Origin of the sequence: Paraburkholderia sp. HD33-4, from assembly GCF_021390635.1 — a bacterium.
In the GTDB taxonomy this organism is placed as follows: domain Bacteria; phylum Pseudomonadota; class Gammaproteobacteria; order Burkholderiales; family Burkholderiaceae; genus Paraburkholderia.
Window position 1 is genome coordinate 1,317,854 of sequence record NZ_JAJEJS010000002.1, and the last position, 26,691, is coordinate 1,344,544.

29 protein-coding genes are annotated in these 26,691 nt (G+C 63.7%); 15 read left to right on the forward strand and 14 right to left on the reverse strand.

Translation table 11 applies throughout. The features are described from left to right. Nucleotides 1–28 precede the first annotated feature (28 nt). The 7 genes from mmsB (at nucleotide 29) to L0U84_RS25910 (ending at nucleotide 5,714) form a co-directional block, all read left to right on the forward strand. Complete coding sequence (gene mmsB / locus L0U84_RS25880) at nucleotides 29–946, forward strand: 3-hydroxyisobutyrate dehydrogenase (protein ID WP_233853911.1); 918 nt, start codon at nucleotides 29–31, stop codon at nucleotides 944–946. Beyond that, nucleotides 943–1,743, forward strand: coding sequence for an enoyl-CoA hydratase (locus L0U84_RS25885; RefSeq protein ID WP_233853913.1), 801 nt, complete (start codon nucleotides 943–945; stop codon nucleotides 1,741–1,743). Before mmsB ends, L0U84_RS25885 begins: the two co-directional genes overlap by 4 nt. Then, a complete protein-coding gene (locus L0U84_RS25890; protein WP_233853915.1) occupies nucleotides 1,740–2,903 on the forward strand; it encodes an enoyl-CoA hydratase/isomerase family protein in 1,164 nt (387 codons plus the stop codon). The genes L0U84_RS25885 and L0U84_RS25890 overlap by 4 nt, the downstream gene beginning before the upstream one ends. 263 nt (nucleotides 2,904–3,166) lie before the next feature. Next, nucleotides 3,167–3,532, forward strand: a complete 366-nt coding sequence (locus L0U84_RS25895; RefSeq protein WP_233853917.1) for a hypothetical protein — start codon at nucleotides 3,167–3,169, stop codon at nucleotides 3,530–3,532. A 272-nt stretch (nucleotides 3,533–3,804) separates the two neighbouring features. Further along, nucleotides 3,805–4,059, forward strand: coding sequence for a hypothetical protein (locus L0U84_RS25900; RefSeq protein ID WP_233853919.1), 255 nt, complete (start codon nucleotides 3,805–3,807; stop codon nucleotides 4,057–4,059). A 138-nt stretch (nucleotides 4,060–4,197) separates the two neighbouring features. Further along, nucleotides 4,198–4,383 carry a CsbD family protein gene (locus L0U84_RS25905; protein WP_233853921.1) on the forward strand — a complete coding sequence of 62 codons (186 nt, stop codon included), beginning with the start codon at nucleotides 4,198–4,200 and terminating at the stop codon, nucleotides 4,381–4,383. 236 nt (nucleotides 4,384–4,619) lie between these two features. Next, nucleotides 4,620–5,714 (forward strand): AI-2E family transporter, encoded by a 1,095-nt coding sequence (locus L0U84_RS25910; RefSeq protein ID WP_233853923.1) that lies wholly within the window; start codon nucleotides 4,620–4,622, stop codon nucleotides 5,712–5,714. 76 nt (nucleotides 5,715–5,790) lie between these two features. Here the strand turns inward: L0U84_RS25910 and L0U84_RS25915 are convergent, their stop codons facing one another. Then, complete coding sequence (locus L0U84_RS25915) at nucleotides 5,791–6,120, reverse strand: hypothetical protein (RefSeq protein ID WP_233853925.1); 330 nt, start codon at nucleotides 6,118–6,120, stop codon at nucleotides 5,791–5,793. 195 nt (nucleotides 6,121–6,315) lie between these two features. After that, the gene (locus L0U84_RS25920) at nucleotides 6,316–6,504 is read right to left on the reverse strand and encodes a hypothetical protein (protein ID WP_233853926.1); all 189 of its coding nucleotides are present in this window, start codon (nucleotides 6,502–6,504) and stop codon (nucleotides 6,316–6,318) included. A 162-nt stretch (nucleotides 6,505–6,666) separates the two neighbouring features. Between L0U84_RS25920 and L0U84_RS25925 the strand changes: the two genes are divergently transcribed. Next, entirely contained in the window at nucleotides 6,667–7,164 is a 498-nt protein-coding gene (locus L0U84_RS25925; protein ID WP_233853927.1) for an aminoacyl-tRNA deacylase, read from the forward strand. Nucleotides 7,165–7,364: 200 nt separating this feature from the next. Here the strand turns inward: L0U84_RS25925 and L0U84_RS25930 are convergent, their stop codons facing one another. The 3 genes from L0U84_RS25930 to L0U84_RS25940 are packed head-to-tail and all read right to left on the reverse strand — an operon-like array spanning nucleotide 7,365 to nucleotide 10,125. Further along, the gene (locus L0U84_RS25930; RefSeq protein WP_233856805.1) at nucleotides 7,365–8,912 is read right to left on the reverse strand and encodes a CHASE2 domain-containing protein; all 1,548 of its coding nucleotides are present in this window, start codon (nucleotides 8,910–8,912) and stop codon (nucleotides 7,365–7,367) included. A gap of 38 nt (nucleotides 8,913–8,950) precedes the next feature. Continuing rightward, entirely contained in the window at nucleotides 8,951–9,568 is a 618-nt protein-coding gene (locus tag L0U84_RS25935; protein WP_233853928.1) for an OmpA family protein, read from the reverse strand. Next, nucleotides 9,565–10,125, reverse strand: coding sequence for a FecR family protein (locus tag L0U84_RS25940; protein ID WP_233853929.1), 561 nt, complete (start codon nucleotides 10,123–10,125; stop codon nucleotides 9,565–9,567). Before L0U84_RS25940 ends, L0U84_RS25935 begins: the two co-directional genes overlap by 4 nt. Nucleotides 10,126–10,465: 340 nt before the next feature. Between L0U84_RS25940 and L0U84_RS25945 the strand changes: the two genes are divergently transcribed. Next, nucleotides 10,466–12,337: a beta-galactosidase gene (locus L0U84_RS25945; RefSeq protein WP_233856807.1), complete on the forward strand. Its 1,872-nt coding sequence runs from the start codon at nucleotides 10,466–10,468 to the stop codon at nucleotides 12,335–12,337. A gap of 19 nt (nucleotides 12,338–12,356) precedes the next feature. Here the strand turns inward: L0U84_RS25945 and L0U84_RS25950 are convergent, their stop codons facing one another. The 5 genes from L0U84_RS25950 to L0U84_RS25970 form a co-directional block, all read right to left on the reverse strand. After that, a complete protein-coding gene (locus L0U84_RS25950; protein ID WP_233853930.1) occupies nucleotides 12,357–14,285 on the reverse strand; it encodes an enterotoxin in 1,929 nt (642 codons plus the stop codon). Between the two features lie 115 nt (nucleotides 14,286–14,400). Then, a complete protein-coding gene (locus L0U84_RS25955; protein WP_233853932.1) occupies nucleotides 14,401–15,597 on the reverse strand; it encodes an arabinose transporter in 1,197 nt (398 codons plus the stop codon). A gap of 10 nt (nucleotides 15,598–15,607) precedes the next feature. After that, nucleotides 15,608–15,835 carry a tautomerase family protein gene (locus L0U84_RS25960; RefSeq protein ID WP_233853933.1) on the reverse strand — a complete coding sequence of 76 codons (228 nt, stop codon included), beginning with the start codon at nucleotides 15,833–15,835 and terminating at the stop codon, nucleotides 15,608–15,610. A gap of 90 nt (nucleotides 15,836–15,925) precedes the next feature. After that, complete coding sequence (locus L0U84_RS25965; RefSeq protein WP_442794084.1) at nucleotides 15,926–16,630, reverse strand: carboxymuconolactone decarboxylase family protein; 705 nt, start codon at nucleotides 16,628–16,630, stop codon at nucleotides 15,926–15,928. Between the two features lie 88 nt (nucleotides 16,631–16,718). After that, nucleotides 16,719–17,129 carry a (R)-mandelonitrile lyase gene (locus tag L0U84_RS25970; protein ID WP_233853934.1) on the reverse strand — a complete coding sequence of 137 codons (411 nt, stop codon included), beginning with the start codon at nucleotides 17,127–17,129 and terminating at the stop codon, nucleotides 16,719–16,721. Nucleotides 17,130–17,248: 119 nt separating this feature from the next. Here L0U84_RS25970 and L0U84_RS25975 point away from each other — a divergent pair, with 119 nt between their 5' ends. Then, nucleotides 17,249–18,151 (forward strand): LysR family transcriptional regulator, encoded by a 903-nt coding sequence (locus L0U84_RS25975; RefSeq protein ID WP_233853935.1) that lies wholly within the window; start codon nucleotides 17,249–17,251, stop codon nucleotides 18,149–18,151. A gap of 188 nt (nucleotides 18,152–18,339) precedes the next feature. On the opposite strand, the gene L0U84_RS25980 is transcribed toward L0U84_RS25975, so the two are convergent. Together L0U84_RS25980 and L0U84_RS25985 are read right to left on the reverse strand one after the other, a co-directional pair. Beyond that, nucleotides 18,340–19,176 carry a siderophore-interacting protein gene (locus L0U84_RS25980; protein WP_233853936.1) on the reverse strand — a complete coding sequence of 279 codons (837 nt, stop codon included), beginning with the start codon at nucleotides 19,174–19,176 and terminating at the stop codon, nucleotides 18,340–18,342. Between the two features lie 62 nt (nucleotides 19,177–19,238). Beyond that, the gene (locus L0U84_RS25985; protein ID WP_233853937.1) at nucleotides 19,239–20,102 is read right to left on the reverse strand and encodes a PadR family transcriptional regulator; all 864 of its coding nucleotides are present in this window, start codon (nucleotides 20,100–20,102) and stop codon (nucleotides 19,239–19,241) included. Between the two features lie 101 nt (nucleotides 20,103–20,203). On the opposite strand from L0U84_RS25985, the gene L0U84_RS25990 reads away from it, so the two are divergent. The 4 genes from L0U84_RS25990 (at nucleotide 20,204) to L0U84_RS26005 (ending at nucleotide 24,211) form a co-directional block, all read left to right on the forward strand. Next, nucleotides 20,204–21,316 carry an MFS transporter gene (locus L0U84_RS25990; protein ID WP_233853938.1) on the forward strand — a complete coding sequence of 371 codons (1,113 nt, stop codon included), beginning with the start codon at nucleotides 20,204–20,206 and terminating at the stop codon, nucleotides 21,314–21,316. Nucleotides 21,317–21,335: 19 nt separating this feature from the next. After that, complete coding sequence (locus L0U84_RS25995; protein WP_233853939.1) at nucleotides 21,336–22,349, forward strand: FAD-binding oxidoreductase; 1,014 nt, start codon at nucleotides 21,336–21,338, stop codon at nucleotides 22,347–22,349. 274 nt (nucleotides 22,350–22,623) lie between these two features. Beyond that, nucleotides 22,624–23,934, forward strand: coding sequence for a type II toxin-antitoxin system HipA family toxin (locus L0U84_RS26000; RefSeq protein ID WP_233853946.1), 1,311 nt, complete (start codon nucleotides 22,624–22,626; stop codon nucleotides 23,932–23,934). Next, nucleotides 23,906–24,211, forward strand: coding sequence for a helix-turn-helix domain-containing protein (locus L0U84_RS26005; RefSeq protein ID WP_233853947.1), 306 nt, complete (start codon nucleotides 23,906–23,908; stop codon nucleotides 24,209–24,211). The genes L0U84_RS26000 and L0U84_RS26005 overlap by 29 nt, the downstream gene beginning before the upstream one ends. Before the next feature lie 598 nt (nucleotides 24,212–24,809). Here L0U84_RS26005 and L0U84_RS26010 read toward each other — a convergent pair. Together L0U84_RS26010 and L0U84_RS26015 are read right to left on the reverse strand one after the other, a co-directional pair. Next, complete coding sequence (locus L0U84_RS26010; RefSeq protein ID WP_233853948.1) at nucleotides 24,810–25,349, reverse strand: alkyl hydroperoxide reductase; 540 nt, start codon at nucleotides 25,347–25,349, stop codon at nucleotides 24,810–24,812. 269 nt (nucleotides 25,350–25,618) lie between these two features. After that, nucleotides 25,619–26,029 carry a hypothetical protein gene (locus tag L0U84_RS26015; protein WP_233853949.1) on the reverse strand — a complete coding sequence of 137 codons (411 nt, stop codon included), beginning with the start codon at nucleotides 26,027–26,029 and terminating at the stop codon, nucleotides 25,619–25,621. 36 nt (nucleotides 26,030–26,065) lie between these two features. Between L0U84_RS26015 and L0U84_RS26020 the strand changes: the two genes are divergently transcribed. Then, nucleotides 26,066–26,584, forward strand: coding sequence for a hypothetical protein (locus L0U84_RS26020; RefSeq protein ID WP_233853950.1), 519 nt, complete (start codon nucleotides 26,066–26,068; stop codon nucleotides 26,582–26,584). The last annotated feature ends 107 nt before the right edge of the window (nucleotides 26,585–26,691 follow it).

Sequence of the window (26,691 nt, forward strand, 5' to 3'; positions counted from 1 at the left end):
CGCTGAACGCACACACGGAGACGACATCATGAAAATTGGCTTTATCGGACTCGGCCACATGGGCGCGCCGATGGCGCTGAACCTGCTGAAGGCGGGCCATGCGCTCAGCGTATTCGACCTCAGCGCGCAGGCCGTGCGCACGCTCGTCGACGCGGGCGCGCAGGCGGCCGGCTCGCCGAAGGCCGCCGCGAGCGACGTCGAATGCGTGATCACGATGCTGCCCGCCGCGGCGCACGTGCGCAGCGTGCTCACCGCCGACGACGGCATCCTCGCCGGCATCGCGCCGGGCGTGCCGATCATCGATTCGAGCACGATCGATCCGGCCAGCGTGAAGGCGTTTGCAGAACTCGCCGCGGCGCACGGCAACGGCTTCGTCGACGCGCCGGTCTCAGGCGGCACGGGCGGCGCGGCGGCCGGTACGCTGACCTTCATGGTCGGCGGCAGCGCGAGCGCGTACGAGCAGGCGAAGCCGGTGCTGTTGGCGATGGGAAAGAACATCGTGCATTGCGGCGACACCGGCACGGGCCAGGTCGCGAAGATCTGCAACAACCTCGTGCTCGGCATCTCGATGGCCGGCGTCGCCGAGGCGATGTCGCTCGGCGAGGCGCTTGGTATCGACACGAAGGTGCTCGGCGGCATCATCAATACGTCGACCGGGCGCTGCTGGAGTTCGGACACGTATAACCCGATGCCGGGCGTGATCGAGACCGCGCCGTCGTCGCGCGGCTATACCGGCGGCTTCGGCACCGACCTGATGCTGAAAGACCTCGGCCTCGCCACCGATGCCGCGCGCGGCGTGCGCCAACCGGTTTATCTCGGCGCGCTCGCGCAGCAGCTTTATCAAACGATGAGCGCGAACGGCGCGGGACGTCTGGACTTTTCGGCGGTGATCAAGCTGTATCGCTCGCGCGATCGCGGCGATGACGGCCAGGGAGGCACGCAATGATCGAACTCGATTACGCGCACGACGGCGCCGTTGCCGTGATCACGCTGAAACGGCCGCCCGCGAACGCGTTCACGCCCGACGGTCTGCTGCAACTGCAACGCACCGTCGAGCAGTTGAATGCCGATGCGCGCGTGCGCGCGCTGGTGATCACCGGCGACGGCCCGAAGTTCTTCAGCGCGGGCGCCGATCTGAACACGTTCGCCGACGGCAATCGCGAAGTCGCGCGCACCGCGGCGGCGCGCTTCGGCGCCGCGTTCGAAATGCTGCAGAATGCGCGGCCCGTCGTGATTGCGGCGCTCAACGGCTTTGCGATGGGCGGTGGTCTCGAATGCGCGCTCGCCTGCGATATCCGCATCGCCGAGCAGCATGCGGTGCTGGCGCTGCCCGAGACCGCCGTGGGCCTGCTGCCGTGCGGCTGCGGCACGCAGACGCTACCGTGGCTCGTCGGTGAAGGCTGGGCCAAGCGGATGATTCTGACCGGCGAGCGCGTCGATGCGGCGACCGCGCTGCGCATCGGTCTCGTCGAAGAAGTGGTGGAGCGGGGCGCCGCGCGTGAAGCCGCGCTGAAGATGGCGCAGCGCGTGACCGGTCTGAGCCCGCAGGCGGTGAGCTTCAGCAAGGAGCTGATCCATCAGGCGCGGCATGGCGTGCCGCGCGCCGCCGCGCTCGCGCTCGAACGTGAGCGCTTCGTCGACCTGTTCGATGGCGCCGATCAGCGCGAGGGCGTCAACGCGTTCCTTGAAAAACGCGCGCCGCGCTGGCAGGCGAGCGCTGCACCACGGGAGACGCAGCGATGAGCGCCCTGCAGAGCGTCGAGGCCGAAGCGCGTCATGCGACGAACACGCGAGCCGAACCCGATGTGCTGTTTCGCGTCGTCAACCGCGTGGCGATCATCACGCTGAACCGGCCGGCCGCGCTGAACGCGCTATCACATGCGATGGTGCGCGAACTCGCGGTGCTGGTCGAGCATTGCCGCACGGATCCCGGGATCGTCGCGCTGGTGCTGAAGGGCGCCGGCGACAAGGGCTTTTGCGCGGGCGGCGACGTGCGCGAGGTGCATCGGCTCGCGACGCAGGGCGATCCGCGCTGGCTCGCGTTTTTCGTCGACGAATACCGGCTCGACTACGCGTTGCACACGTTTCCGAAGCCGGTGGTCGCGCTGCTCGACGGCATTGCGATGGGTGGCGGCATGGGCCTCGGCCAGGCGGCGCGGCTGCGCATCGTGACCGAACGCAGCCGGATCGCAATGCCGGAGACGCGCATCGGCTTCGTGCCGGACGTCGGCGCGAGCCGCTTTCTGAGCGTGATGCCGGCCGAGCTCGCGCTGTATGTCGGGCTGACCGGCGCGACGCTATCGGGCGCCGATGCGATGCGCCTGCAACTGGCCGACCTGTGCGTGCCGGCCGACTGGCTGGCGAGCTTCGAGGAACGGTTGCAGCGCATGTCGCATGACGGGGAGCCCATCGCCGCGCTGCGCGCAGTATTCGAGCCGCCGTGCAATATCGTGCCGCACGCGCCGCTCGGCGCGCTGACGCAACTGATACTGCGCCACTTCGACCGGCGCTCGGGCGTCGAGCGCATCGTCGCGACGCTGCGCCAGGATCTCGAACGCGAACCGCCGCGCGAGCTGCGGCAGTGGTTGCAAGCGACCTACGACGCACTGACCGCCCATTCGCCGACGATGCTGCAGGTGACCCGCGAGGCGCTGCTGCGCGGCCGTCAGATGACGCTTGCCGAATGCTTCCGCATGGAGCTCGGCATCGTGAAGCGCGCGATCGAGGAAGGCGATTTCCGCGAGGGCGTGCGCGCGCAACTGATCGATAAGGACCGTCAGCCGCGCTGGTCGGCGGCGACGCTCGCCGAGGTGCGGCCCGAGCGCGTGCGGCATTTCCTGAGTTCGCCGTGGCACGGCGACACGCATCCGCTGGCGGCGCTGGGCGCGGAGCACGGCGACTGACTCACGTGGCGTGGCGCGTGGGGCGTGGTACGCCCCCGCGCGCCCGACTGGAATGCGGCCGCCCTTAGGTCTGCCTGGCATCGTGATCCCAGCGTCCCCCGGTCAGCACGCCGGGTGTCAATTGTGGTCTGGCGCACACAGACTATGTGCGCCAATTGACATCTTTCCGGGCGCAATCTTAGATCTTAGATAGATAGTTCAGGCCCGTCCCGACCGGCAAAACCTGCTCACAGCCCTCATCACGGGCGCTCGTCCGACTCGCGGTGCGTTCACGCAACGTTTCTTCGATATCGACAAGCAATGGTGGGCGCGCGAGTCCTGGCACGGCGGTATCGCTCGGCCTTTACTTTCCCGGCGTGCCGATCAGCGAGCCGTGGGATCTCGTGCAGACCTGGGCCGACGAGGAGCGCGGCGGACTGCCGAACGGCATCTGCGTGGCGAAGGCGATCGGCGACATCGTGCGCTCGTCGCGCAAATGGCATCCCACGCTACCCGCTGAAGCCGATACGAGCGAGCGCGTCAAACGCAGGGCGTCGACGCATCTGATCGTCCACCCGTTCCTGCCGGGAGCATCCTTCGATCCGCAGCCAGACGGCGACTGGACCCACCGAAGGCGACGAGTCGGATGAACGGTCTCTGCTCGTAGCGTCGATCCATGCATTGGGGCGCTGTTACGAAGTGTTGCAACTGCGGCTTTACCTGAGGGCGGGTTATCCGATTTACTATGCCGTTCCAGAGGACATTCCGAAGACCGAAATTCTGCGGTCATGGGCGGCAGGCTGCCCGAGGCCGGCAATCTGCAAAAGCAGTGCGTGTTCATCAAGCACGATGCGGGGCTGCTGTCCTTCGAAGGCATCGATCTCGAGGTGGGAAGCCGGAACTGCCGCGGCGGGCGAGTTACATGCTCGATGAACGCAGGGAGCGTTACCGCAAGAGAGTGCTGTCGTTCAAGCCGGCGGGCGACGAAGCCGCGCTGCGAAACCTCTTGAACGGCGCAAAAAACAACGAACTTTTCAAGCATATCTTTCACGGCGTGAAAGATGATCATCATGGTCCGGCATCACGGCAAGGATGCCGCCAGCGACGCCGCGAAAGACCTCGTCACGCAGAGGCGACGACGCGCGGCGCACGGGGTATCGGGAACGTCGAATGCTAGGACTTTTCAGGTTGCTCCCACGCGGATCGCCTCTGGCGAAGCGGTCCGCACCATCACGCGGCGCGTCGCGCCTTACGTTGGCTGTTTCGTTGCCACGCCAGCAGGCAACTCCACAGTCACAATTTGCAGGAAGGCATCATGAACAGGAATCGTGTAGAAGGTACAGCAAAGGAGCTCAAGGGCTCCGTCAAGGAAGCGATCGGTAAGGTCACCCGCAATCGCGCGAAGCAGGCCGAAGGGGCGGCCGAAAAAATAGCCGGCAGGATCCAGGCGAGAATCGGCGAAGAGGCGGAAGAGGTACAAGAAGAACGCGTGAAGGGTTAGCGCGCCGCAGTTTCACGTACCCGCAGCTACATTTACCCGGACTGCCCGGTTTCGGGCGCATCAAATCAGGCACGCAAGCCGTGCATCGACGCACCACGCGCGTAGCGCCTCGCACGCCGTCGGTGCTCGCCGCGTCGCGGCGTTCGTCACACGTATCGTGTAAATTTCTGTTACGGTCCAGAGTCAGCCGGCGCACTCGTCGCGCCGGCCACGCATCGCCCATTTGAGGACGCTTCATGCTGGGATTCGACGTCGGCGCGGCCAGAAAAGTCTGGACCGCGTTTCTGCTCGCGCTGCTGTTCTTCGTCATCTATATCGCGTCGACGACGGTGCTCGTCGTCGTGTTCGCGGTGTTTTTCAGCTATCTGATCTACCCGATGGTGGCGCTGGTCGAACGCGTGAGGCCGCGTCGCGTGCCGCGCGTCGCGTCGATTGCTGTCGTGTTCGTCGTCGTGGTTGCGCTGCTCGCGGTGGTCGGCTCGCTGTTCGGCGTGGAATTGCAGGATCAGGCGACGCGCCTGTTCACGCAACTGCCCACGCTGCTGCGCACCGACGTGCCGAACCGTTTGCCGTTGCCGCATTTTCTCGAACCATTGCGCGAGCGGATCGTCGATTTCGTGCGCAGCCAGATCGAGACCGGCTCCGACAAGGCCGTGCCGTTGGCGCGCAGCCTCGGGCTCGGTGTCGTCCATGCGGCGAGCAACCTGATCTATCTGGTGCTGATTCCGATCCTGAGCTTTCTGCTGATCAAGGACGGCGAACGCATGCGCGACGCGTTTCTCGCGTTGCTGGACAGGCGGCATCGCGTGCTGTGGAGCGAGATCGTCGACGACGTGAACGTGCTGCTGTCGAAGTACGTGCGCGCGCTGCTGTTTCTGTCGCTCGCCACGCTGTTTTCCTACGGCGTCGGGTTCTCGCTGTTCGGCGTGCCGTACGCGTTTCTGCTCGCGGTCAGCGCCGGGCTGCTCGAATTCGTGCCGTTCGCGGGGCCGCTTGCCGCGGTCGCGATCACGCTCGTGGTCGCGGTGTTCAGCGGCTATCCGCACCTGTTGTGGCTGGTGATTTTTATTGCGCTGTACCGGCTGTTTCAGGACTACGCGCTCAATCCGTATCTGATGAGCGAGGGCGTCGAGGTCAGTCCGTTTCTGGTGATCGTCGGGCTGCTTGCGGGCGACCAGCTTGGCGGCGTCGCGGGGATTTTTCTCGCGGTGCCCGTGATCGCGACGCTGAAAATCGTGATCGGCCGGGCGCGCCTGTTTTACTCAGCATCGCACGAGCAGGGCGAGGCCGCGCGGCGCGTGCTGACGGGCAGCACCGACGACGAGGCGTAGTACGCGGCGCGCGAGGCGTCGTCTCGCCAGCGGCGCTGAGCGCCGCCCAGCCCATCATTGCGTTCCCGGCGATGCCTTAGAGGTCACCCTCGTCAATCTCGACGACGAATGGTTCGACGACGTCGACCGGACCAGAAGCCACGAAGTGAGCGCCGCGCTGCTGCACGATTTCCCGGATTCGCGACGCTATTCGCGCCTGCTCTGACGGGTTGCTGTTGTCGTAGCGGTCCATTGTTTTCGTGTCGATGACGATGACGAAGGGCGCATTGCACCTCGGCGCGTCATCCGGTCCGACTCCCGGCCATTCGACTACGACATGGTTGGGCGCACTTCCTTCGAGAAATTCGACGTCGGATGGGAATTCCTCACGAAGCAGAAGCTTGACCCATTCGGACACGCGGGACATGGCGATCTCCTCGATAACAGTTCCAGAAGCCGGGAGGCGGCGATTAAGCGCCTGATTCATTGTCGAGTCTCTCTTCCGATCGTCACCGCAAGAACGACATCGACATCTGCCGCTAGCGCGACTGCCACGCTGGGGCGCAGGGCGTCGCGCTGCCACCCTTCCCACGCCCGACGCGCAAATAGGGCGCGCACATACCTACTTGTCACCGCTCCTGCCGCCAACGCCGACCTTGCCGCGCCCGAGCTTGCGATGCGCCGCACAGGGGCGCTGCCTTCTTCTGGCACCCGCTGTCAACGTGACGTGCTCCGCAGGGTAGCGGGTCGTCCTGTGCAGTGCCGCCTGATAGACGAGATGGCCCGGATCGATGCGCCTGGTAGCTGACATGACTGGCACCTCCTCAGACGATTCTAGGCCGAAACCTCACGGCTGTAATGCCACCTTGGGATTTGGAATCGATCAGCCAACGTGCGTATTACCGGTCCGTGAACTATTCTGAATAGACCTCAAACGTTCATTCCTTTTCACGTATTCGACAGGAGGTGTGTCATGTCGATTTCGCCAACCTTGCAGGAGCGCCTGCAGAGCAAGGGTTCCCGGTACGAGGTCGTGCGTCACCCATACAGCCACTCGAGTATCGAAACGGCTGCTGCGGCGCACATATCGGGTGACCGCCTTGCCAAGACCGTGCTCCTCGAAGACGAACACGGCTATGTGGCCGCCGTGTTGCCGTCGACGTACGCCGTGCAGCTCTCCGAGTTCTGGAGCAAGACAGGGCGCCGGCTCACTCTCGCCACGGAAGTCGAGCTGCGCGAATTGTTCAAGGACTGCGATGTGGGAGCGCTGCCGCCGATCTGTATGGCGTATGGCATGAAGACTTACCTGGAATCCAGCCTGGCAGGCCAGCCCGACGTCTACTTCGAGGCGGGCGATCACGAAGAACTGATTCATATGGAAGCGGATCAGTTCCTGATGCTGATGGACGACGCGGAGCGCGCGCATTTCGCGCGGCGGATGCGAGGGTCGGGCGGGCGAGCCTGGGCGTAGCCTGCGGTGCCCAATGAGGGCCAGGTAAGCAACGAGCAAATAATGATTCGTTGAGCGTATCAATCCATTAGCCGGCAACGCTTGCCGGCTTTTTTTTCATGGGCAACGGGCGGCGAAAGAGTGGCTGCACGCGCGGCAGCGCGCAGGCCTGATACAACCGGCGCTATCCAATGGCATCGGCCTCGCACAGGGCGCCCGCGTCACGACCCCGGCGCCTCGCCCGCACCGCCTTCGTTCTTTTCACTCGGGGCGCTGGCGTGGGCTCGAGCCTGCGCCTGTATCTGCGCCTGAACCTGAACCAGAGGCACCTCCCGCGCAAGCGCGGCTTCCGCGGTCGCCAAGCGCTGCAGATGAAGCAACGAGGGCGAGAGGAAGCACCCCATCACGGCGGACAGAATGATAAATATCGCCGCGGCGTCGACCAGCAGCCCGAAGTGGATGAAGATGTAAAAGCAGCACAGCACATTCAGCAGATGCAGCGACACGCCGACCAGCGCGATGCCCTTCGGAACGGCCGTCATGAACATCGCGAGCCGGGTGTTCTTGCGCGGCACGTACCAGACGATCAGCAGCCCGACCACCATGATGAAGCCGGTCTCCGCCCATTTCAGCCACGTCGGGCGAAGCAGGAAACGTCCGTCGAAGATCGTCTCGATCACCTGAGCCTGTATCTCGATCCCCGGCACCAGTTCGCCGAGCGGCGTCGTGCGCATGTCCGTCACGCCGGCGCCGGTCAGGCCGACCAGCACGAGTTTGTCGCGAAAGCGCTGCGGATCGAGCTTGCCTTGCAGGACGTCGCGCGCTGACACGTAGCGGGCCAGCGTCGAGCGGATTGACGCGAAATGCAGCCAGATGTCGCCGCCGGGTTGCGTGGGCACCTGTACATCCGCCACGCCGACAGCCTGCACGCCCGAGTGGTCGGCATAGACGTCGAGGGCGGGCGAACCGGTTGCGATGCGCAGCATTTCCATCGGCAGACTCGGCACGAGTTTGTCGCCGAGTCCCATGACGAGCGGCAAGTGCCGGACCACGCCCTGTTCGAGCGCGACGCTCAGCAGCGCCTGGCCATGCGCCGCCGCCTGCAGCACCGGCAGGCTCGCGAGCACGTACTCGAAGCGCCGCACGCGATCGAGCGGATCACTGCCGTGCAGCACGATCGGCGCGCTGCGCATCGAGGTGCGGGTGGCGAGCGCGGGGTGATCGAGCGCGGCCGCGCCGAGGACGGTCGGCGCCGCGCGCAATGACTGCGCGAGGATCTCGTCGTGCATCGGCAGCGCGCGCAGCGCGGCGGCGAGCGTCTTGGCGCTGGGCGGCAGATTGTCGGCGACGCGCTCGGGAGACGTTTGGTCCGGCTCCGGCATGTAGATGTCGAGTCCGATCGCAAGCGGTTGCTGCGCCGCAATCGCGTCGATCAAACCGGCGAGCCGGTCCCGCGGCCACGGCCACTGGCCGACGCTCGCAAGCGTCTCCTCGTCGATCTCGACGATGATCACCGGTTGCGTGGCCGGCATTCGCGGGTAGTGGCGCTGGAACTGATCGAACAGGAGTTGCCGCGCCGATTTAAAGGTGTCCGGCAGCGTTTCGTCGACCCTATCGACAAAAGACGGACGCGGGATGTCGCTCGGCCATTCGCTGATCAGGTTCAGCAGGCTCAGGCCGAACAGTATGATCAATGCAACCGGCCGCCCCTGACACGCCTTCAGTAGTTTGCGGATCCGCGCGCGCCAGAGGTCGAAGAAGCGTTTCATCGCGGGCAAGGGCAGTCAGCGGCGCCGGGCTGTATGCGTCATTGAATGGTGATGACGACCCGCCGGTTCATGCGGTTGGGCACGCCGTCCGGCGTCGGGACGAGCGGCTCGCGCTTGCCGCGCCCGGCGGTTTCGATCTGCTTCGCGGGAATTCCTTGCTTGATCAGAAACGCCGCGGCGCTTTGGGCCCGCCGCATCGACAACCGGTCGTTGAACTCCTGCGAGCCCGCCAGATCGGTGTGGCCGATCACGACTACCTGCGGCGCAGGCCAGGTCGCGAGCACGGCTTTCATCTTTTCGACCGTGGCGGGCGACTCCGGCGCCAGGTCGGTCGCCGAGTCGAACAGGAAGAACAGCGTGAAGGTCACCGGGCGAGGCGGGCGCGCCGCGAGCAGATCGCTATAACGTGTTTGCACGGCCTGCTGGCTGTCCATGGTCGTTTCTATCCTGCCGTTCTGCGCGACGTCGACGCCGGCGTAAGCCTTGTCGATGGTCTGCTGGGCGCTCGCGCTACGAACCACGACCGCGCCGACCTTCCCGTCGGGATCGGGCAACAGGATGATCTTGTCCGGCGGCGTGCTGCACCCCGCGAGCCAGCCCAGTGTGACGAACGCGGCCGCTGATGCGACGCGCCCAGATCGGATCGCGGCTTTCAATGCGAAGTCTCCCCTTTGTCTCCGACTTCGATGATGAACTGCGTGCCGCGCACACCCAGCGTGGTGGTCGGCGTGCTGAAGCGGACCGAGTCGGGATTCGCCTTGGCCAGCTTGCCGGAGATCACGGCGAGCGATCCGCGTTGGACGCGCGCATTGAGCACGCCGCCATGGGTCGTGCTGTCGAACGCGAACTGTTCGAGTTCGAGCGTGGTATTGGCGCCGGCCGAAAGCTGGGTCGTGTCGCGCAAGGTGATGCCGACCGACGATTCCGGGCCGGTCACGACGCGGTCTTTGCTGTACACGTCGCTGCCGATCACCGCCGGCGAACTGCCTGCCGCCCGCTCGAGGCGCACCGTGCCCTTGACGGTCTTGACGACGCCGGCGACATCCGACGCGACGGTGGGCGCGCTCGTCGACGTGGAAGCGGCGTCGGATGCGGACGCGGCGGGGTCAGCGGCAAAAGCGGCAGTGGCGGTGAGAGCGCTAAAAGCGATGACGGCAGTGCTCGCCAAGCCGCACGCGAATGTCATGACACGGGTGATGGAGGGGGCATGCATCGGCGGCACCTGCTGGCGAAAACGCTAATTTCACGCGACAGCGCGGCTTGCCGATGTCGACGTGGGGTTGTGACCGATCTTGACCGACTGCTCGTGGCGTTGAGACAGGTGCCAGGCACGCGCAAACAGCGGCCTTTCAAACTCGCGCTTCGTGGGTGCGGCATCGAGCAGAATAGGGTGCCCGGCGCGCGTCGCTCTGTGCGATTCCGCGCATATCGTGGCCAGACATATAAACCAATCGTTTCGGGGCGATCCGTCAGCACTTCGCGCTTTCCGGACATCGGATCAACGCGGTACGTCATCGCGCCATACTTCGAGAGCGCCTCGCCGCATCGCCAACCTGACAACGCCCATCGTGAACCTCGAACGCAGCCACGGCTTCTCCTTCAGCCCCGACGGCGAACATTTCCTGCTCGACGGCCTGCCGTTCCAGATTCGCAGTGGCGAAATGCATCCAGCCCGCATCCCGCGCGAGTACTGGCAACACCGAATCCGCATGGCAAAGGCGATGGGAATGAACTGCATCGCGTTGTACATCATGTGGAATTACCACGAGACGCAGAGAGGCGTGTTCGACTTCCGCAGCGGTAATCGCGATATCGAGGCCTTCATCCGCCTATGCCAATCCGAGCAGATGTGGGTGTTGTTGCGCCCCGGGCCTTACGTTTGCGCAGAGTGGGATCTGGGTGGCCTGCCGTCCTGGCTGTTGCGCGATCCGGACATCCGGTTGCGCACGGACTCGGCCACCGATCCTCGCTACATGGCGGCGGTGGCTCGCTATATCGACGAACTGGTTGCGCGTATCAAGCCATTGATGAGCGAGCACGGCGGACCGATCCTGATGATCCAGATCGAAAACGAATTCGGTTCGTATGCGAGCAATCCGGCTTACCTCGAAGAACTCCGGCAGCTTTGGCTCGACGGAGGAATAACCGGGCCGTTCTATACCGAAGACGGTCTGCTGCAACTCGAACGCAATCACACCACGGTAGCGGGCGGCGCGATCGCGCTGAGTAATGGCGACGCAGCGCAAATCGCAACGGTGCGGCGCGAATTCCCCACGGTGCCCGCGATGGCCGGCGAGGTGTACCCCGGGTGGCTCACGCATTGGGGCGAAGCGGGGTTCGCGGGCGTGGACTACGACCTCTCCAGCACCTTGGCCGCGTTCATGCAGGCGCGGCTGTCGTTCAACCTGTATGTCATTCACGGCGGCACGAGCTTTGGCTTTTTTGCCGGCGCGAACGTGGACGATTCAGGCAACTATCAGCCCGACATCACGAGCTATGACTACTCCGCGCCGATCAATGAGCAAGGCATGGCGACGCCGAAGTACATGAAGTATCGGGACCTGATCGCCAGCTATCTGCCCGAACCGTTGCCAGCCATACCCGAGCCCATCGGCACGCTCGAGCGCACAGGCGTTGGGGCCTTGATGCCGACACTTTACGCGTCGATCTGGGACAACCTGCCCGCGGCACTGCCGCGCGAGCATGGCGTCGAACCGCAGTCGTTTGAACGCTACGGTCAGGCGTTCGGCTTCGTGCTGTATCGCAAGCCGTTGCCGGCACACGCGTGCGGCGTGCTGGATATCAGCGGCGTTCATGACTATGCAACCGTTTTTCTTGGTGAACGGTACGCGGGTGGCGTATCGAGAGCGCAACTGCCGCAGAGGTACGCACAGTCGCTCCATATGACGCATCGCGCGCGGCTCGCGCTGGCTTCGGCGCGGCGCAACCAGGAGTCGAACCAGGACGGCCCGGTAGCGCTGGAGATACTCGTCGAGGCCATGGGGCGCGTCAACTTCGGACCCGCGATCGTCGACCGCAAAGGTCTGCTCGAACCGGTCACGATGAAACACATGGACGGCTCGCTCTCGTTGCTCGATGAATGGGACGTCTACCTGCTGCCGATGGATGAAACGTTCATCGCCAACCTCAACGAAGGGTGCACGAACCCGCGCAAGCCCGGCCTCTTTTACAAGGCGAGTCTGCTGCTGACTGAAGTCGGCGATACCTGGCTCGACATGAGCAACTGGACCAAGGGCATCGTCTGGGTCAATGGCAACAACCTCGGACGCTACTGGAACATCGGCCCGCAAAGGCGTCTGTATTGCCCCGCGCCATGGCTCGTGCAAGGTAACAACGAGGTGCTGGTCTTCGACCTTCATCAGATCGAGGCAAAGCCGATTCGACTTGCCGACAGCTTGTACTAGCTCATACGTCTTGTCGCCTTCATCGCTTCGTCGCGGCAACCGGCAGCAGTTCGAGCGTAAGTACTTCGAACGGCGCGAGTTGCAGTGCTTGCGGCCGATCCGCGTTGAGGTGAGCAGGAATACCGCAAGCCACTGCACGCCCGACGCTGCGCGCTTCAAATCGTCCCGCCGACCCATCCGGCAGTTCCAGTTGGCGCCGCAGGTCGAGTGTGAAGCGTTGTGTGCTGCTGTGAGGATTGCGCAGCGTCACGATCGCCTTTTGCGGCGCCCACGCCGCCCAACCGTAGACCGCCTGTTCGTCCGGCGCTCCGCCGATCCAATGGCTGTCACGCAGTATGTCGCCGTTTTCGCGCGCCCATCGGGCCGCGCGCGCAAGCACATCCCAGTCGTGCTCGCCCAGCAGCGTCGGCGTGATGTATAGCTCCTGCAATTGCGTGCCGGTCCCGAAGTACGACCACACTTCGTTCGAGAAGGCGTCGCCCGCCGACGTATCGAGCCGCGGATTGCACTGAGCGTAGAGGACGCCGTGCAGCATCAGCGAATTGAGTGGAAAGAGCGGACTGCGCTCCACGACGTTGTGATACGTCTGCATGTCGCGGTATGTGATCCAGCGCTCGCGGTTCGTGCCGCTGCCCGCCAGGCCATCGTCGCTGCCGCCGCGCCAGATGGAGTCTACATGGCGCAGCCAGAACGGCGACGGATGTGTACCTGTGGTGAGATTGACGAAGGTTTCGGGTTTGGCCGCGCGGATGTCCTCGATCAGTTGAATCGCCGCGTCCCAATCGCTATCGAACAGGCTGCCGGGGAACACCCTGTCGGCATTGCCTGTGCCGTCGAACTTGAATTGATTGACGCCGCCCTTGTCGAGCAAGTCCATCACGACTTCATGAAAGCGCCGGTAATACGTCGGCCCCGATAACGCCAGACCGTCGTCGATGACCTCATAACCAGCGGCACGGCCTCGCGTCACGCGTTCCTGTTTCGGCATACCGTAGCCGCCCCACGGGGAAAGCCATATGCCTGGAGCGGCGCCGAATCGCGCGGCCGCGTCGCGCAGCGCAACGAAGCCATGTGGAAATGCGTTGCTGAATCGCCAGCCGCCGCCAAGGTCGTCCCAGCCATCGTCGAACAGGAAAGAGTCGATCTGCACCCCGCGCGCTGTGCGCAACTCGTGGCCGATCGTTCCGATGCGTTCGAGCGCCTGCTCCTGCGTGTACGGCGTGAGGTAGCCGATGTCGCCCCAACTGTTGTAGTGCAGAAACGGGCGATACGGGCGAGCCCGTTCCCGTTCCAGATAGATGCCGAAGTCGCGCCGGATCTGGCCGTCACTGGCTACGCCCGCCACGGCGGAGTAGACCAGCGTCCTGTCTTTCTCCAGCGGCAACGCGCGATGCAGCATAAAGCTGAAGCTGTGGCCGTCCACTTGACTGGTCGCCAGCGGGTGCTCGAAGCCCAGATAGAAGTTGCCCGCGATGACTGGCGTGCCGTTGCGCTCACTACTGGCCTTGGCGCCAGCGGCGCGCATCTGCAGCAATGACACGGCGGAGATCGCTTCGTCCTGAAGCAGCGCCGTGATCGCCAGCTGGACGCGTAGATATCGTGAGCCTTCGCGCTGCTCCACGCTCCATTGCACCTTCAGGCGCCCATGAGCATCGACCAGGGAGACGCTCACGCGTCGCCCCGCGATTCGTTCGCCCAGGCGGGACGCTAGCGGGGCCGGTTCGAGCGCGCCGTCGCTCGCGGGCGCAACGACCCTCAGCGCGGCCAGGCCCGTGGTGGTTCCGTCAGCAAGCGTGAGCGTGAACGGCGCGACGATGGGCAGCGTGCGTTTGCGCTCGCAATCGATCAGCGAGAAACCGGCGAGACGTTCGTCCTCGTTCGTCCAGCGCAATGCGATCGCATCGTTGCCCAATGTGGAGATGCGGCCCGTCGTCTGGAACACGGGCATGCCAGTTTGCGTGGGCAAAGCATGGTTGGCGCGCATGGAGAAACCTGTCTCGGGCCGGAGCAGCTTCAATAGCGTAGCGGCAACGGCCCACGTGCTCAAGACGCAGCGCGCGGATTCATCGCGTTACGCGGTGCTGGCGAAGCAGTTGGACAGCGACGCCAGCGGTGCAAACGACGGTCATCGCACTCACCAGAAAGACGGCACGCAAGCCCGCGTGCCCGCCCACCCATCCGAGCGCCGGACTGCCCGCAGCCATCGCGAGATCGAGGAAGGCTGTATAAAGGCCCATCACCACCCCGCGATTTCTGGCTGAGGCACCCCTCACTGCCTCAACGCCGAGTCCTGGATAGACGAGTGAATAGCCGAGGCCGGCAAGCGCGGCTCCCGTGGACGCGAGGAGAGCCGTCCCGGCTAGTCCCATCAGCAGCAGACCGGTCGCCTGGACCATCACGAATATTAAAGCGACTCTCGCACCGCCGAACCGGTCAGGAAGATGACCCGCAATCGCGCGCGCAGCAATCAGGGCGGCACCAAAGGCGGTGAAAGCCATCCAAACCGGCTGCCACTGCCTCTCGGTATAGAGGAGCGAACTGAATGCCAGGATCGCGCAGTAGCCGATACTGGCCAGCGCCGCGCCGAGCCCCGGTAGCCAGACGGCTCCGACGATCGTGCGGAAGGACGCATGCTCCGTGTGGGCGTGCGGCGCCACTGCGGGCATCCGGAACAGGAGAGCGAGTACGATCAGGGGCAGCAGCACCGTGATCAACGCTATCGCGACAAATCCGAACGACGCGTACAGCGTAGCCCCAATCGGGCCACCCAGCGCCAATGCCGCGAACATCGCCGTACCCACCCAGGCGATCACTTTCCCGGCGTGTTGCCTGTCGACGAGGCCGAGGCCCCACGCGACGGCGCCGGTGATGATGAAGCTTTCAGCCCCGCCGAGAACCGCGCGCCCCGTCAGCAGGATAGCGACGGATAGCACCGGGACCGCTACGAAGGCGAGCGACAACAAATAGAGCAGACCTGCCGCTGACGCAGCAATCAGACCGGCGAGCACGCCGCGCTTCGCGCCGCGTTTATCGGAATAGGACCCGGCCCAGACACGCGAGATGAGCGAAGCGGCGAACTGCGCGCCTGCCACAAGGCCGACTACGAAGGTCCCGAAGCCAAGACCGTGGCTGACGTGTAAAGGAAGTACCGGAAGCGCTACACCGATGATCGCGAAGCCGGCGAGCACGGCGGTCATGACCGGCATCAACGTAGCGACAACAGATTCTTCGGCCGTGCTCGCCAGAGGTGAATCGGACATAGAGGTGCCTTTACATTTTGTATCCTGGCTTTTTGTAGAGCGTGTCTGCATGTGCTTCGATATCGGGACGATAGACGTCCTGCTTCCATCGGTCCGGAGTGACTTCCTCAAAAGCAACTGAGACAGACTCAGCCCCGTATCCCAGCACATCCATCACATCACGAGTGATCGCCTCGGCGAGGCGTCGCTTTTGTTCCTCGGTCTTCCCGGGCCACGCTTTGACGATGACGTGCGGCATGAGGTTCATCCTTCATTGATTAAGTGCGACGAACGCGCGCGAATTGCTGCGCGCCCGCACGAGCAAAGTCCTGGATGCGTGGTTCAGTGATTACGCGGCTCGCTTCGAAATCACGTCCTTGAACACAGGCAATGCCGAAAAGACATTTGGCCAACCTGCATAAAAGGCGAGTTGGGTTAGCATCTCGGACGCCTCGTCCCTGGTCAGGCCGTTGTCCATGGCGCGATTCAGGTGATACGGAATTTGTGCGACCTGACCGTTCGCAACGAGGGCGCTCACCGTGACCAGACTTCGGTCGCGTGGCGCGAGTCCCGGGCGCAACCATAGGTCGCGGAAGAGCACGTCGGTCGTGTATTGAACGACGCCCGGCGCGACAGCGCCGAAATTCTCCTCGACCGTTTGTGCGCGCTGCTTTTCCGCAACTTCGTTGAGCGGCAGCAAGGCTACTTCGGCGGCCGGAAGCTGGTCGACACCGATCCCGCGTTCGTCGAAAACAGGTTTGGCGACGGCCGAAGCCGCTGTCGCGTTGGACCATCCCGAGTAGAAGGCCAGATGCGCGATGATTTCGGATATCTCCGCGGGCTTTACGCCGTTATCGAGCGCGAACCGGATCTGGAACGGCATTTTCACGGTCTGGCCGCGGGCAATCAGCACCGAAAGGGTCACGATGCTACGGTCACGTAGCGACAACTGCGGCCGCTTCCACAAGCCATTGAGGACGGTCTCGGTCGTGTAGCGTTCGAAGGCCGGAGAAACGGACTTCAAGTCGGTGAGCGATGACGGTTCTTGCATCATTTCAGTCCTTTGTATGTGCGCGCAGGCGGGGATCAGGATCGTCACGGTTGCCGCTGCGGCCAGCGACGCAATCCGCCCGAGCCATCCCTCACGGTTCCTCGCCGCTGTGCAGATATTGCTCGTCTGTCACCTTCTCCAGCCATTCGACGTTCTTGCCGTCGAGCGCTTCCTGGATGGCAATATGCGTCATTGCCGTGGTTGCCGTGGCGCCATGCCAGTGCTTATGACCCGGCGGGCACCAAATCACGTCGCCCGCGCGAATTTCGACGCGCGGCTCGCCTTCACACTGAGTCCAGCCGCATCCGGCCGTCACGATCAGCGTCTGGCCGAGCGGATGGGTGTGCCAGGCGGTACGGGCGCCCGGCTCAAATGTCACGCTCGCACACGAGACCCGTGCCGGCGGTGGCGGAGCGTTGAGCGGATCGAGCCGTACGGTGCCGGTGAACCACTCTTCCGGGCCTTTCTTCGAGGGCTGGGAGCCTGCGCGTTTCAGTTCCATGATTGATCCTGTCAATGTGCTGTAGTGGCGTAAGAGCCGATGCCGTCAATCTAACGGCTATCCATTCATGCGACTAGATGGCAATATCGGCATGCCCTTATGCTGTGGAGCATTAATCAATGGAAGATTTCAACGATCTGGTGGGTTTCATGGCCGTCGGGCGGGAGCGGAGCTTCACACGGGCTGCCGCGCAGCTGGGCGTCTCGCAATCCGCGTTGAGCCGGACGGTGCGCGGCCTCGAAGAGCGAATGGGCCTGCAACTGCTAACGCGCACGACGCGCAGCGTTTCGCTGACAGAAGCGGGGGAAAGGTTGCTCACGTCGATCGGGCCACGACTCGAAGAAATCGAGGAGGAGCTCGAGTCGCTTCGTGCGATGACGGACAGGCCGGGGGGAACGGTGCGGATCACGACGACGGATTACGCGGCGAACACTTACGTCTGGCCGCGGCTGCAGACCATCCTGCGCCAGTATCCCGAGTTGAAGATCGAACTTGTGAACGACTACGGCCTCGCGGATATCGTCGCGGATCGCTATGACATCGGCGTGCGGCTTGGCGATCAGGTGGCCAAAGACATGGTCGCTGTACGCATTGCGCCGGACATGACGATGGCGATCGTAGGTTCGCCGGACTACTTGCAGTCAAGACCTCTTGCGAAGACGCCGCACGATCTGACCTTGCACAACTGCATCAACCTGCGACTGCCGACGAGGGATTCGCTGCTTGCCTGGGAGCTCAGTAAAGGACAGCGTGAATTGCAGGTCCGGGTCGAAGGTCAGCTCACGTTCAACAACGTGTATCAGATGGTCGACGCAGCGCTTGGCGGCTTCGGGCTCGCCTATGTGCCGAAGGATCTCGCCGACCCCCACGTCAAGGCTGGCCGGCTGAGTTGGGTTCTCGCAGACTGGTTTCCGACTTTCGTTGGGCACCACGTTTACTATCCGAGTCGGCGCAAATCGTCCCGGGCGGTGCAACTCGTCGTCGATGCGCTGAAGGCTGGATACAGGCGTCGAGCGCGCTGACGTTTCACCGCGCTGCCGTGACGGATGGAGCGCCTGTGAATGGAAGTGCGTTACGCGCAGCCGGGACGTGTACGAACGCATAGCCGCGACAACACCCGCTATCACCGCCAGAGTCTTCCATCGTGCATGGTGGCGGCATGAGCGTCGAAGCAGGCCGCTCATGCCGCGTGCGCCACGCAAGCGGAAGCTCAGTCGTCGATCGTCTCGTGGACCGCCACCGCGCCCTGTTTCCAGTAGCTGGCCGCGCGAATCCGCGTTTTGTCGACGCCGCGCTCGCCGCACAGATGCTGACGTACCGCGCGGATCGTCGCCGCTTCGCCGGCGGCCCATACGTAACCTTCGCCGTTCTCCGGCAGCCAGGTATCGCGCACCGCGTGCAACAGCGCTTCGCCGCGCGTGCGCGTCTGCGCGTCGGCTTCATTGCGATAGCACCAGACGAGATGCAGCTCGGCGCGCGTCGTGAACTCGATGCGCGCCGACGCATCGGCGACCTCGATCAGCGCGGCGGCGCGCGTGCCCGCCGGCAACTCTTCGAGACGTCGTGCGATCGCGGGCAGCGCGGTGTCGTCGCCGATCAGCAGGTGCCAGTCGAAGCCGGTCGGAATCACCAGCGAGCCGCGCGGACCGCCGACGCCCAGGTACTGGCCCACCTGCGCCTGCGCGGCCCACGTCGCCGCAGGGCCCGCATCGTGCATCGCGAACTCGATGTCCAGCTCGCGGGCGTCGCGATCGAAACGGCGCGGCGTGAAATCGCGCGCGGTCGGCCGCTTGCCTTCAGGGAACACCGGGCCGTCGGGGCCGGCTTGCGGCAGCGTCGGTTTGTCGGCGCCGGGTTCGGGGAAAAAGACCTTGATGTGATCGTCGAACGACGCGGACTCGAAGTCGTGCAGATCGTCGCCGGTGAAGGTCACGCGAATCAGGTGCGGCGTCAGCGCGCGCACCTGCTTGACCTGCAGCAGACGAAACTTCAACGGATGCCGCACGCGATGCACGGCGAGATCGGGGCGATGGTGTTGCTCTTGCATGAGGGTGGTGCTCCTGTTCGGTTCGGGAGGACGCGCGGGTCGTCTCGTGGACGAGCGCGCGCTCAGACGGTCGGCTCGCTGTCGTTGCCGGCCTTTGCGTCGTCGCCGAGGTTGCCGCCTTCGATTTCTCTCGCGGCGCGCATCAGGATCGCGGCGATGCGGCGCTGCTCGTCGGCCGGCGCGTTGTCGCGGCGCAGCAGCGCATTCTTCAGCGTGCGGCGCGCTTCGTTCAGTTCGGGCACCCAGCCGCCTTCGCTGACGTCGGCCGGCTCTTCGCCGGCAAACGCGCGGCGCACCGAATCCATCTTGCGTGCGATATGCGAGAGTCGCGCGAACATCAGTTCGACGCGTTCGCGGTTCGCGGCCAGATATTCGCGGCCCGCATCCGCCAGCTCATAGCGCTTGCGGTTGCCTTCGAGCTGCACGGTGACGTAGCCGAGCTCTTCGAGATAGGTCAGCGCCGGGTAGACCATGCCGGGGCTCGGGCTGTAGAAGCCGTTCGAACGCGTTTCGAGCGCCTTGATCAACTCGTAGCCGTGACTCGGCTGCGCGTCGATCAGCGACAGCAGCAGCAGTTGCAGGTCGTCGGAACTGAATTTGCGGCCACGCGGGAAACCCTCGCCGTCGCCGCCGAAGCCGCCACGGCCGCCGCCGAAACCACCGTGCCCGCCCACGCCGCCGGGGCCACCATGACCGCCATGGCTGCCGAAGCGCGAGCCACGGCCGCCGAAGCGCCTCTCCTGATGGCGGCCGAAGCCGTGAAGCAAAACGTGGAACAGGAAGCGGTGACGGGCGTCGGGCGAAGTGGCGGCGTCAGGGGCGCCGCCGCCGGCGAGCTCGCCTGCAGCCAGCAAGGGATGGCCGAAGCCCGCGTGAAAACGGTCGTGCGCGCCGCGCGGACCGGAAAAATGATGGCGATGACGCATTTGGGAGACTCCCATGAGTGTCGTAAGATGCATCTTAAGATATATATCTAAAGATAGTCTGTCAAACTTTTTTTTGCAACTATGGGGAGACAACAAAGTCTGTGGGAGTGTTCGCGATCGGCTATGTGTCGCGCCCGTTGGGCGGCGTCGTGTTGAGCAGTCTCGGCGACCGCTTCGGGCGGCGCGTGATCTTTCTGGTGTCGGTGCTGGCGATGTCGGCTGCGACGATCGGCATCGGGCTGATTCCCGGCTACGCGTCGATCGGTGTGATGGCGCCGGTCCTGCTAGTGCTGCTGCGTCTCGCACAAGGCTTTTTCCTCGCAGGCGAATTGCCGTGCTCGATCACCTACGTCGTTGAAGAGATTCCGGTACGTGCGAGCCTCGTCAGCGGACTCGTGATCTTCTGCCTGAACTCCGGCGTGCTGACGGCGACGCTGATCAGCCTCACGCTGCACTCGCTGCTCAACGCCGCCGATGTGCTCACGTACGGTTGGCGCATTGCGTTCATCTTCGGCGGTGTGATCGGTCTCGTCTCGTATTGGCTTCGCACTTCGCTCGAAGAGTCGAGCGAATATCAGCGGCTCAAGAGCCACAAGGCGAAGCGGCCGTTCCGCAAAGTCCTGACCGAGTATCCGAAGCAGGTTGCGATCGGTGTTGGCGTGGCGGGTATCGTGAATGCATCGAACAGTCTGCTGTTCGTCGTGCTGCCGTCGTACATGACGACCGTGCTGCACTACGCGCCCGCCTCAGTGAGCGCTGGAAAGAACCTCGGTATCGCAACGATGTCGGCTTCGCTGCTGCTCTTTGCATGGCTTGGCGATCTGGTGCCTCCGCGCCATTGGCATCGCATCGGCTCGCTGATCATGCTGCTCGCACGCTATCCGTTCTATCGGTTGGTGGCAGCCCATGAGATCGGTCCGTTCGTCGCGTTCATGGCGATCGGCTTCGTCGGTGGATTCGTGAACGGTGCATACGCGTACCTGCTTGCCGATCTCTTTTCCACCAACGTCCGCTTCAGCGGCATTGCGCTGTCGCTCAATCTCGCGACTGTCGTTTTCACAGGGATCACGCCGCTGGTCGTCACGCAACTAGTGCATCACACGGGCTCGACGACTGCACCCGGGATCTTCCTGACGGGCGTTGCACTGATCGCGTTGCTGGCAGGCGTCTTCGTCGGCCGGTTCGGCGGACAGATTGCGCGGGCAAAGAACTGAATCGGAGCATCAGAACCACATGCCTATACATGATGCCGATGCGCTTCATATAGCGCTCGTTGAATTACTGGGTGACGACTGCGTATCGCTCGACCCGTCCGTTGCCGAAGCGCACGCGGGCGACTGGAGCGACGCGCCGCGTCTGCGGCCGCGCATGACACTGCTGCCGCGGACGCCAGAAGACGTCGCACGCGCGTTGCGCGTGCTGGCGAAGCATCAGCAGCGTGTCGTCGTTCAAAGTGGACTGACGGGTCTTGCGGGCGGCGCGACGCCGCAAGCAGACGAGGTCGCGCTGTCGATGGCGCGCGTCAATGCGATCGAGTCGTTCGACCGTATCGGCGGAACGCTGACCGTGCAGGCGGGCGTGCCACTGGAGCAGTTGCAGACGCACGTCGAAGCGCAAGGGTGGTTCTTTCCGCTTGATCTCGGTGCCCGCGGCACCTGTCAGATCGGCGGCAATGCGGCAACGAATGCGGGCGGCAATCGCGTGATCCGGTTTGGCACGATGCGTGATCTGATTCTAGGGCTCGGAGTTGCCTTACCGGATGGCACGATGCTGTCGATGATGAACCGCGTGACGAAGAACACGACTGACATCGATCTCAAGCAGCTTTTCATCGGCTCGGAAGGACGCCGCGCCGCAGAGGGAGGGAAACACGATGCACCTGGAACCGTTGCGCATCTCGACCAGACGTTCGCGCGGGTCATCGACTTCCAGGCCACCCTCTGCGTACCGATACCGCGCGACCAGCCTGCGGTATTCGACATAGAAGTGGTTGCGCAAAGCCAGCTCGCCGAGTTCCCTCAGTTCGTCATCCCGTACGGATGCCGTGATCTGGTCGTCGACAAGCCCATCCGGATCGAGGTGATCACGGACGGCGAGAGCAGGGGGTTCCTGACGATCGCCGAGGCGCTCGCCTTCAGTGGCGACGAACTGCGCATTGATGCGGAAGCGGCATTCGAGTGGCGGGATCCGCTCGGCTGGTACGTCGCGGAAGCACCAGCGGCCTCGCCGGGTCCGCGTATGGGCTAACCATACCCAAGGGTAGTCACACTACAGGACGACATCATGTCGTAAGTCGATCACTACAAGCAACTGGGTGAAGAGGCTGCGGCGGCCAGCCTGGTCGCGCTTGACGACAATCCCACGGCCGTGTGGATGCGGACCGCCTGTCGGCGTCTTCATGCCGGGGCCGCCTGCGCGCTGCCAATGACTCCTTGTTTCAAGATAGTGCTCCATAAAAGAAGCATTCCATCCTGTCATCCTCCTTTTATGCTACATTTATGAGGCATATAGGAGGTGGGGCGTGGAGTGTACTCTGCAGGTTTTCCTGGATAACGCGTGGGTCGACTGCGCCGAGATCGAATTCGACCGTGGCCTGTGCCAGTGGAGCCCGCTGGTCGCCTACGCGCTCGACCACACGAACGACCCGCTGTCGTTCGCGGAGCCGGTCGACATGGAACTGCGCTCGGCGCGCGCGCTGCCGGCCTTCCTCTACGACCTCGTGCCGCAGGGCGGCGGCCGGCGGTTCCTGCTTGGCGAGCTAGGCCTGCCGGACGGCCCTGAGGCGGACTTTCCGCTCGTCTGCGCGGGCGCATTCAATCCGATCGGGCGCCTGCGCGTGACCGAAGCCGTGGAGTACTTCGCGGCGCATATGGGGCGACACCCGGACGTGCCCGGACTGCCGGGTATGATGCTCGCCGACGTGGTCGATCGCAGCGCCGACTTCACGGAACGCATGTACCTGCACGGCATGCTGGGCACCGGGACCACGGGCGTGCAGGGCGCTGCGCCCAAATACCTGCTCACGCGCGACCGAGCGGGACTGCTGCATGGCGACGCCGTGCTGCCTGACGCGCAGGCGATTGGGCACCTGATTGCGAAGCTGCCGCGCGGCAGCACCGCCGCCGACCTGAAGGTGCTCCACAACGAGGCGGCATACATGCGAGTGGCCGCCGCGACCGGCATCCGCACGCATGGGCAGCTGCCCGAGCTTCATGGCGACGTGCTGCTGATTCCGCGCTTTGACCGTCGTGTGCGTGACGGGCGTGTCGAGCGGCTTCACCAGGAGAGCGTCGCCTCCATTCTCGGCCTGAGCGGTTTTGACCAGCGTCCTGGCCTGTTTGAGGTCGTGGCGGGCATCCGCCGGGTGACGACGGACCCGGCTGCCGAAACGCTGGAATTCATTCGGCGTGACGTGCTCAACCTCGCCATGCGCAACACCGACAACCATGTGCGCAACACGGCGGTTCAGCTCGTCGATGGCAGGGTGCAGCTCACGCCACTGTTCGACTTTGCGCCGATGTATCTCGATCCCGAAATGATCCCGCGCACGCTCAGATGGTATCGGCCGGACAGCACTCGGGCTGAACTGACGGAATGGGGTGATGTGCTCGCAGCGCTGCCGGTGGACGCGCGCGAGCGGCAGCAGCTCCGCGCAGCGCTGGGCGCGTTTGCCTCGCAGGTGGAGCGCCTGCCCGACACCATGCAGGCGCAGGGTGCCGATCACGACATCATCGAATTCCTGATGCCCTCCATCGACACGCAGCTCAGGCAACTGCGGGCCCTTCAACCTCCCGAGGTCCATCATGCCACGTCGCACATCCCTGAGCCGTGACGAACAGAATGCGCGGCGCCGCGCATTCTACGAACGTATCGGCAAGGGCGAACTGAGCATCGCCGAGGCAATGTTGGCAATGCGCAAGATGACGGGCCTTACCCAGGCGGAGTTCGCCCAGCATCGGGGCGTGAGCCGCCGCGTGATCCAGGACATTGAGCGGGACACCGGCAACCCGACGGTCGAATCGCTGAACAGCATCGCGAAGCTGTTTGGGCTGCAGGTCGGCCTGGTTCCTATCCGGCGAAGCGAACCGGTTCCGCCTTCGCAAGACTGAAGCGCAATCGAACCTGAAACCCCGCCCGCCGCATACTTGCACACGGAGTGCCGGCGGGTTCTTTCTTTGGTGCGTCCGGCTTGCGGAATTTCGGATCTTAGCAAGTAGCCACCGGCTCAATCCGTTCTTCGTCAGTTCAGCAATCCAAACGGCAGCAAGGCTGGGCCGAGAACTTCCCGGCCAAGACGGCTGCTCGAATGGCTGTTCCACTTTGGAGGCTGCCGTAGCGAACGCGTCGGGTCGAAGGGCACATGTGGGTCGGGAGTGTGAGTTCGCCGATCGAGGAAGCTGTCGTTCGGCTGGTCGGTGCCACGACCGTCAGCGATCCGCCGCCTTATCGCTGACGTAGAACTCAGCCCGGCCCAATGTCAGCTGTGGCCGATGAAGGTGCGTTCGTCTTTAATTTAACAACCCGATGGCCCGTTGCGGGGTAGAGCCGACGCCTGAATGTCCAACCGACGGCGCATGTGGGCGGCAGCTTGTGGCCGACTGCAGCTCGACACGGTCGGCTGACGTCCACGCGTGAGGACCAGCGTTTCACATAACGCCACCGAGGGAGCCCTGATTTTTCGGGCTGCCCGGCACCGCCTCAACCAAATTAGTGCCGCGGCTTGCCCGCTGCGTGCAGTGCCGCTCTCATGCTCATTTCAATGTCGCAAAGCCTCGCGCCGAGCTCCTCAAAGCTCCTGCGCCCCTCGCCGAATAGCTCGCCGTTCATGTACATCGTTGGCACAACGCTAATATCGCGCGCCGACAGCTCACTTTGAAAAAGCCCTCCATCGATCGTAGTGTTGCGAATCCTTGGATTGATCACCGTCATCATGTTCAGCGCTTGCACCACGTCCACACAACATGCACAAGATAGCGAGATATAGGTCTCGAAATAATAGTCACGTTCCAGCGTTCGAACCTGTTCAATGGTCTCACGGTCGGCTATTACGGGATGTCCTCCCACCTGGAGTATTGCGAGGACAAGGGACGAAAATTCAGGCCCTGTTGGAGTGGCGGCAAACCGGATGCCGGGTTTTGCTCCCGCCTGCCTGATTGAAAATGATGGCTGGCGCCCGTCGTTTTGCTGTTCCTCGATTACCGTCACGAGACCAGTCAACGACGCGATTTCGTTCAATAGCGTCAGCATCTCGGGCGATTCCTGAGGAGCGTCCCGTGACACGACCAGTTCGACAGGTCTGCGGACGTTTCGCAGATACGTCTGCAGCTGTGACCTGACACTGACGTTTAACATGACTCGGTCCCCTGGAGACCTTCACAGATTAGGTGAAAAAATGCAGGAACAGAAAGGAATCTCGACAGAACGTGCAGCGCCGATCTGCCATCGGGATCAAGAGGGTGCGGGGCAATGTTCCCTTGAGCGTTGGTGCGCATTGATGCGCTATCGCACATCTTCCTTCAATGTCCGTGTGGCGGCAGCGCCAGCAGCATGAGCTGCACGCCGCGGTTGCTTTGGCTGTCGACTGCCTGCCCGGTGAGGGTCGGCAGGTCGGTCTCGGGCAATTCGGCGACGAAGATGCGCCGACAACGCGGCGTCGCAGCCGGGGGTACATTGGCGCAGCACGCGACGCAGGCTTCCGCGATACCGCAGAATCCGGTTCGTAGCGGGGCTACAAATCTGGATGGTTCCTCCGCACGGAGGTCCGCCGCGCATCTATTAATAGTTCCGTCGTGCAGCATGAAGTTGGTCCACCTGTGGCGGTACTTTCGCAGGAAGCGGCGGTCCGGGAGGCGACCGGAGAGCAGGAACCGCCAAACGCCATCGTCAAAACTGTGATCAACTTGCCGGGCGCGCCTGGCAGCTTCCATGACTCGGCGTCCATACGCGGACTTCGGCAACGGTGATTGCCGGCGCTATTCGATCCCGATTTGTGGTTCGTGCGTCGCCAGATAGTGCATCAGCGGCTCGAACAGGTGGTCGAAGACCGGATCGAAGTCTCGCAGGATCCTGTGCAACTGAAGGAGCCTGTCCGCCCAGCGCTGCTGCTGCGAGGGAGGCTAACTTTTCGCGATGGCAATCCGGTACTGCGCCCACGCGCTGATGTAGCCACGCAGCGGCATACACGGCTGATGCTGATTGGTCAAAAAGAGGATCGACTTCGCACGGTCGAGGGACACGTTCCGATCAAGCAGATCCCACAACGGCGATTCGAGATAGAGGCGCGCCATGGCGCCGCCCGGCAGGGAGTGCACGGCACCCATCAGATCGAAGCCTCACTTTCCCCGCGGTCCACGTGTAGGCGCACGCTCACCGCGAAGGTACTGATGAAAGATCTTGCTGTTGGCCCGGGAACGACCATTGTCCGGGATCTCTGCTCTGTTACCGCTTGCCAGGTTGCGAACCGCCGGCCCGCTCAACCATGACGCGGTCTTTCGCGTGTAGATGACGGCGGCAACGCTCCACGCCATTCCGCGCAACCCCTCGAGCCGCCGTGCAACCGGCACGTTGCGCTTTTCTTGAACGTCGTGGC

Bases quoted from the DNA above. Each gene is read 5' to 3' on its own strand.
- L0U84_RS26015 (WP_233853949.1), bottom strand. From the start codon at position 26,029: ATGGAAGCTGCCAGGCGCGCCCGGCAAGTTGATCACAGTTTTGACGAT.
- L0U84_RS26005 (WP_233853947.1), top strand. From the start codon at position 23,906: ATGCCACGTCGCACATCCCTGAGCCGTGACGAACAGAATGCGCGGCGC.
- L0U84_RS25910 (WP_233853923.1), top strand. From the start codon at position 4,620: ATGCTGGGATTCGACGTCGGCGCGGCCAGAAAAGTCTGGACCGCGTTT.
- L0U84_RS25900 (WP_233853919.1), top strand. From the start codon at position 3,805: ATGCTCGATGAACGCAGGGAGCGTTACCGCAAGAGAGTGCTGTCGTTC.
- L0U84_RS25985 (WP_233853937.1), bottom strand. From the start codon at position 20,102: ATGCGTCATCGCCATCATTTTTCCGGTCCGCGCGGCGCGCACGACCGT.
- L0U84_RS25920 (WP_233853926.1), bottom strand. From the start codon at position 6,504: ATGTCAGCTACCAGGCGCATCGATCCGGGCCATCTCGTCTATCAGGCG.
- L0U84_RS25970 (WP_233853934.1), bottom strand. From the start codon at position 17,129: ATGGAACTGAAACGCGCAGGCTCCCAGCCCTCGAAGAAAGGCCCGGAA.
- L0U84_RS25885 (WP_233853913.1), top strand. From the start codon at position 943: ATGATCGAACTCGATTACGCGCACGACGGCGCCGTTGCCGTGATCACG.
- L0U84_RS25940 (WP_233853929.1), bottom strand. From the start codon at position 10,125: ATGCATGCCCCCTCCATCACCCGTGTCATGACATTCGCGTGCGGCTTG.
- L0U84_RS25995 (WP_233853939.1), top strand. From the start codon at position 21,336: ATGCCTATACATGATGCCGATGCGCTTCATATAGCGCTCGTTGAATTA.
- L0U84_RS25960 (WP_233853933.1), bottom strand. From the start codon at position 15,835: ATGCCGCACGTCATCGTCAAAGCGTGGCCCGGGAAGACCGAGGAACAA.
- L0U84_RS25925 (WP_233853927.1), top strand. From the start codon at position 6,667: ATGTCGATTTCGCCAACCTTGCAGGAGCGCCTGCAGAGCAAGGGTTCC.
- L0U84_RS26010 (WP_233853948.1), bottom strand. From the start codon at position 25,349: ATGCTGACGCTATTGAACGAAATCGCGTCGTTGACTGGTCTCGTGACG.
- L0U84_RS25975 (WP_233853935.1), top strand. From the start codon at position 17,249: ATGGAAGATTTCAACGATCTGGTGGGTTTCATGGCCGTCGGGCGGGAG.
- L0U84_RS25915 (WP_233853925.1), bottom strand. From the start codon at position 6,120: ATGTCCCGCGTGTCCGAATGGGTCAAGCTTCTGCTTCGTGAGGAATTC.
- L0U84_RS25905 (WP_233853921.1), top strand. From the start codon at position 4,198: ATGAACAGGAATCGTGTAGAAGGTACAGCAAAGGAGCTCAAGGGCTCC.
- L0U84_RS25980 (WP_233853936.1), bottom strand. From the start codon at position 19,176: ATGCAAGAGCAACACCATCGCCCCGATCTCGCCGTGCATCGCGTGCGG.
- L0U84_RS25965 (WP_442794084.1), bottom strand. From the start codon at position 16,630: ATGATGCAAGAACCGTCATCGCTCACCGACTTGAAGTCCGTTTCTCCG.
- L0U84_RS25955 (WP_233853932.1), bottom strand. From the start codon at position 15,597: ATGTCCGATTCACCTCTGGCGAGCACGGCCGAAGAATCTGTTGTCGCT.
- L0U84_RS25890 (WP_233853915.1), top strand. From the start codon at position 1,740: ATGAGCGCCCTGCAGAGCGTCGAGGCCGAAGCGCGTCATGCGACGAAC.
- mmsB (WP_233853911.1), top strand. From the start codon at position 29: ATGAAAATTGGCTTTATCGGACTCGGCCACATGGGCGCGCCGATGGCG.
- L0U84_RS25950 (WP_233853930.1), bottom strand. From the start codon at position 14,285: ATGCCCGTGTTCCAGACGACGGGCCGCATCTCCACATTGGGCAACGAT.
- L0U84_RS25930 (WP_233856805.1), bottom strand. From the start codon at position 8,912: ATGAAACGCTTCTTCGACCTCTGGCGCGCGCGGATCCGCAAACTACTG.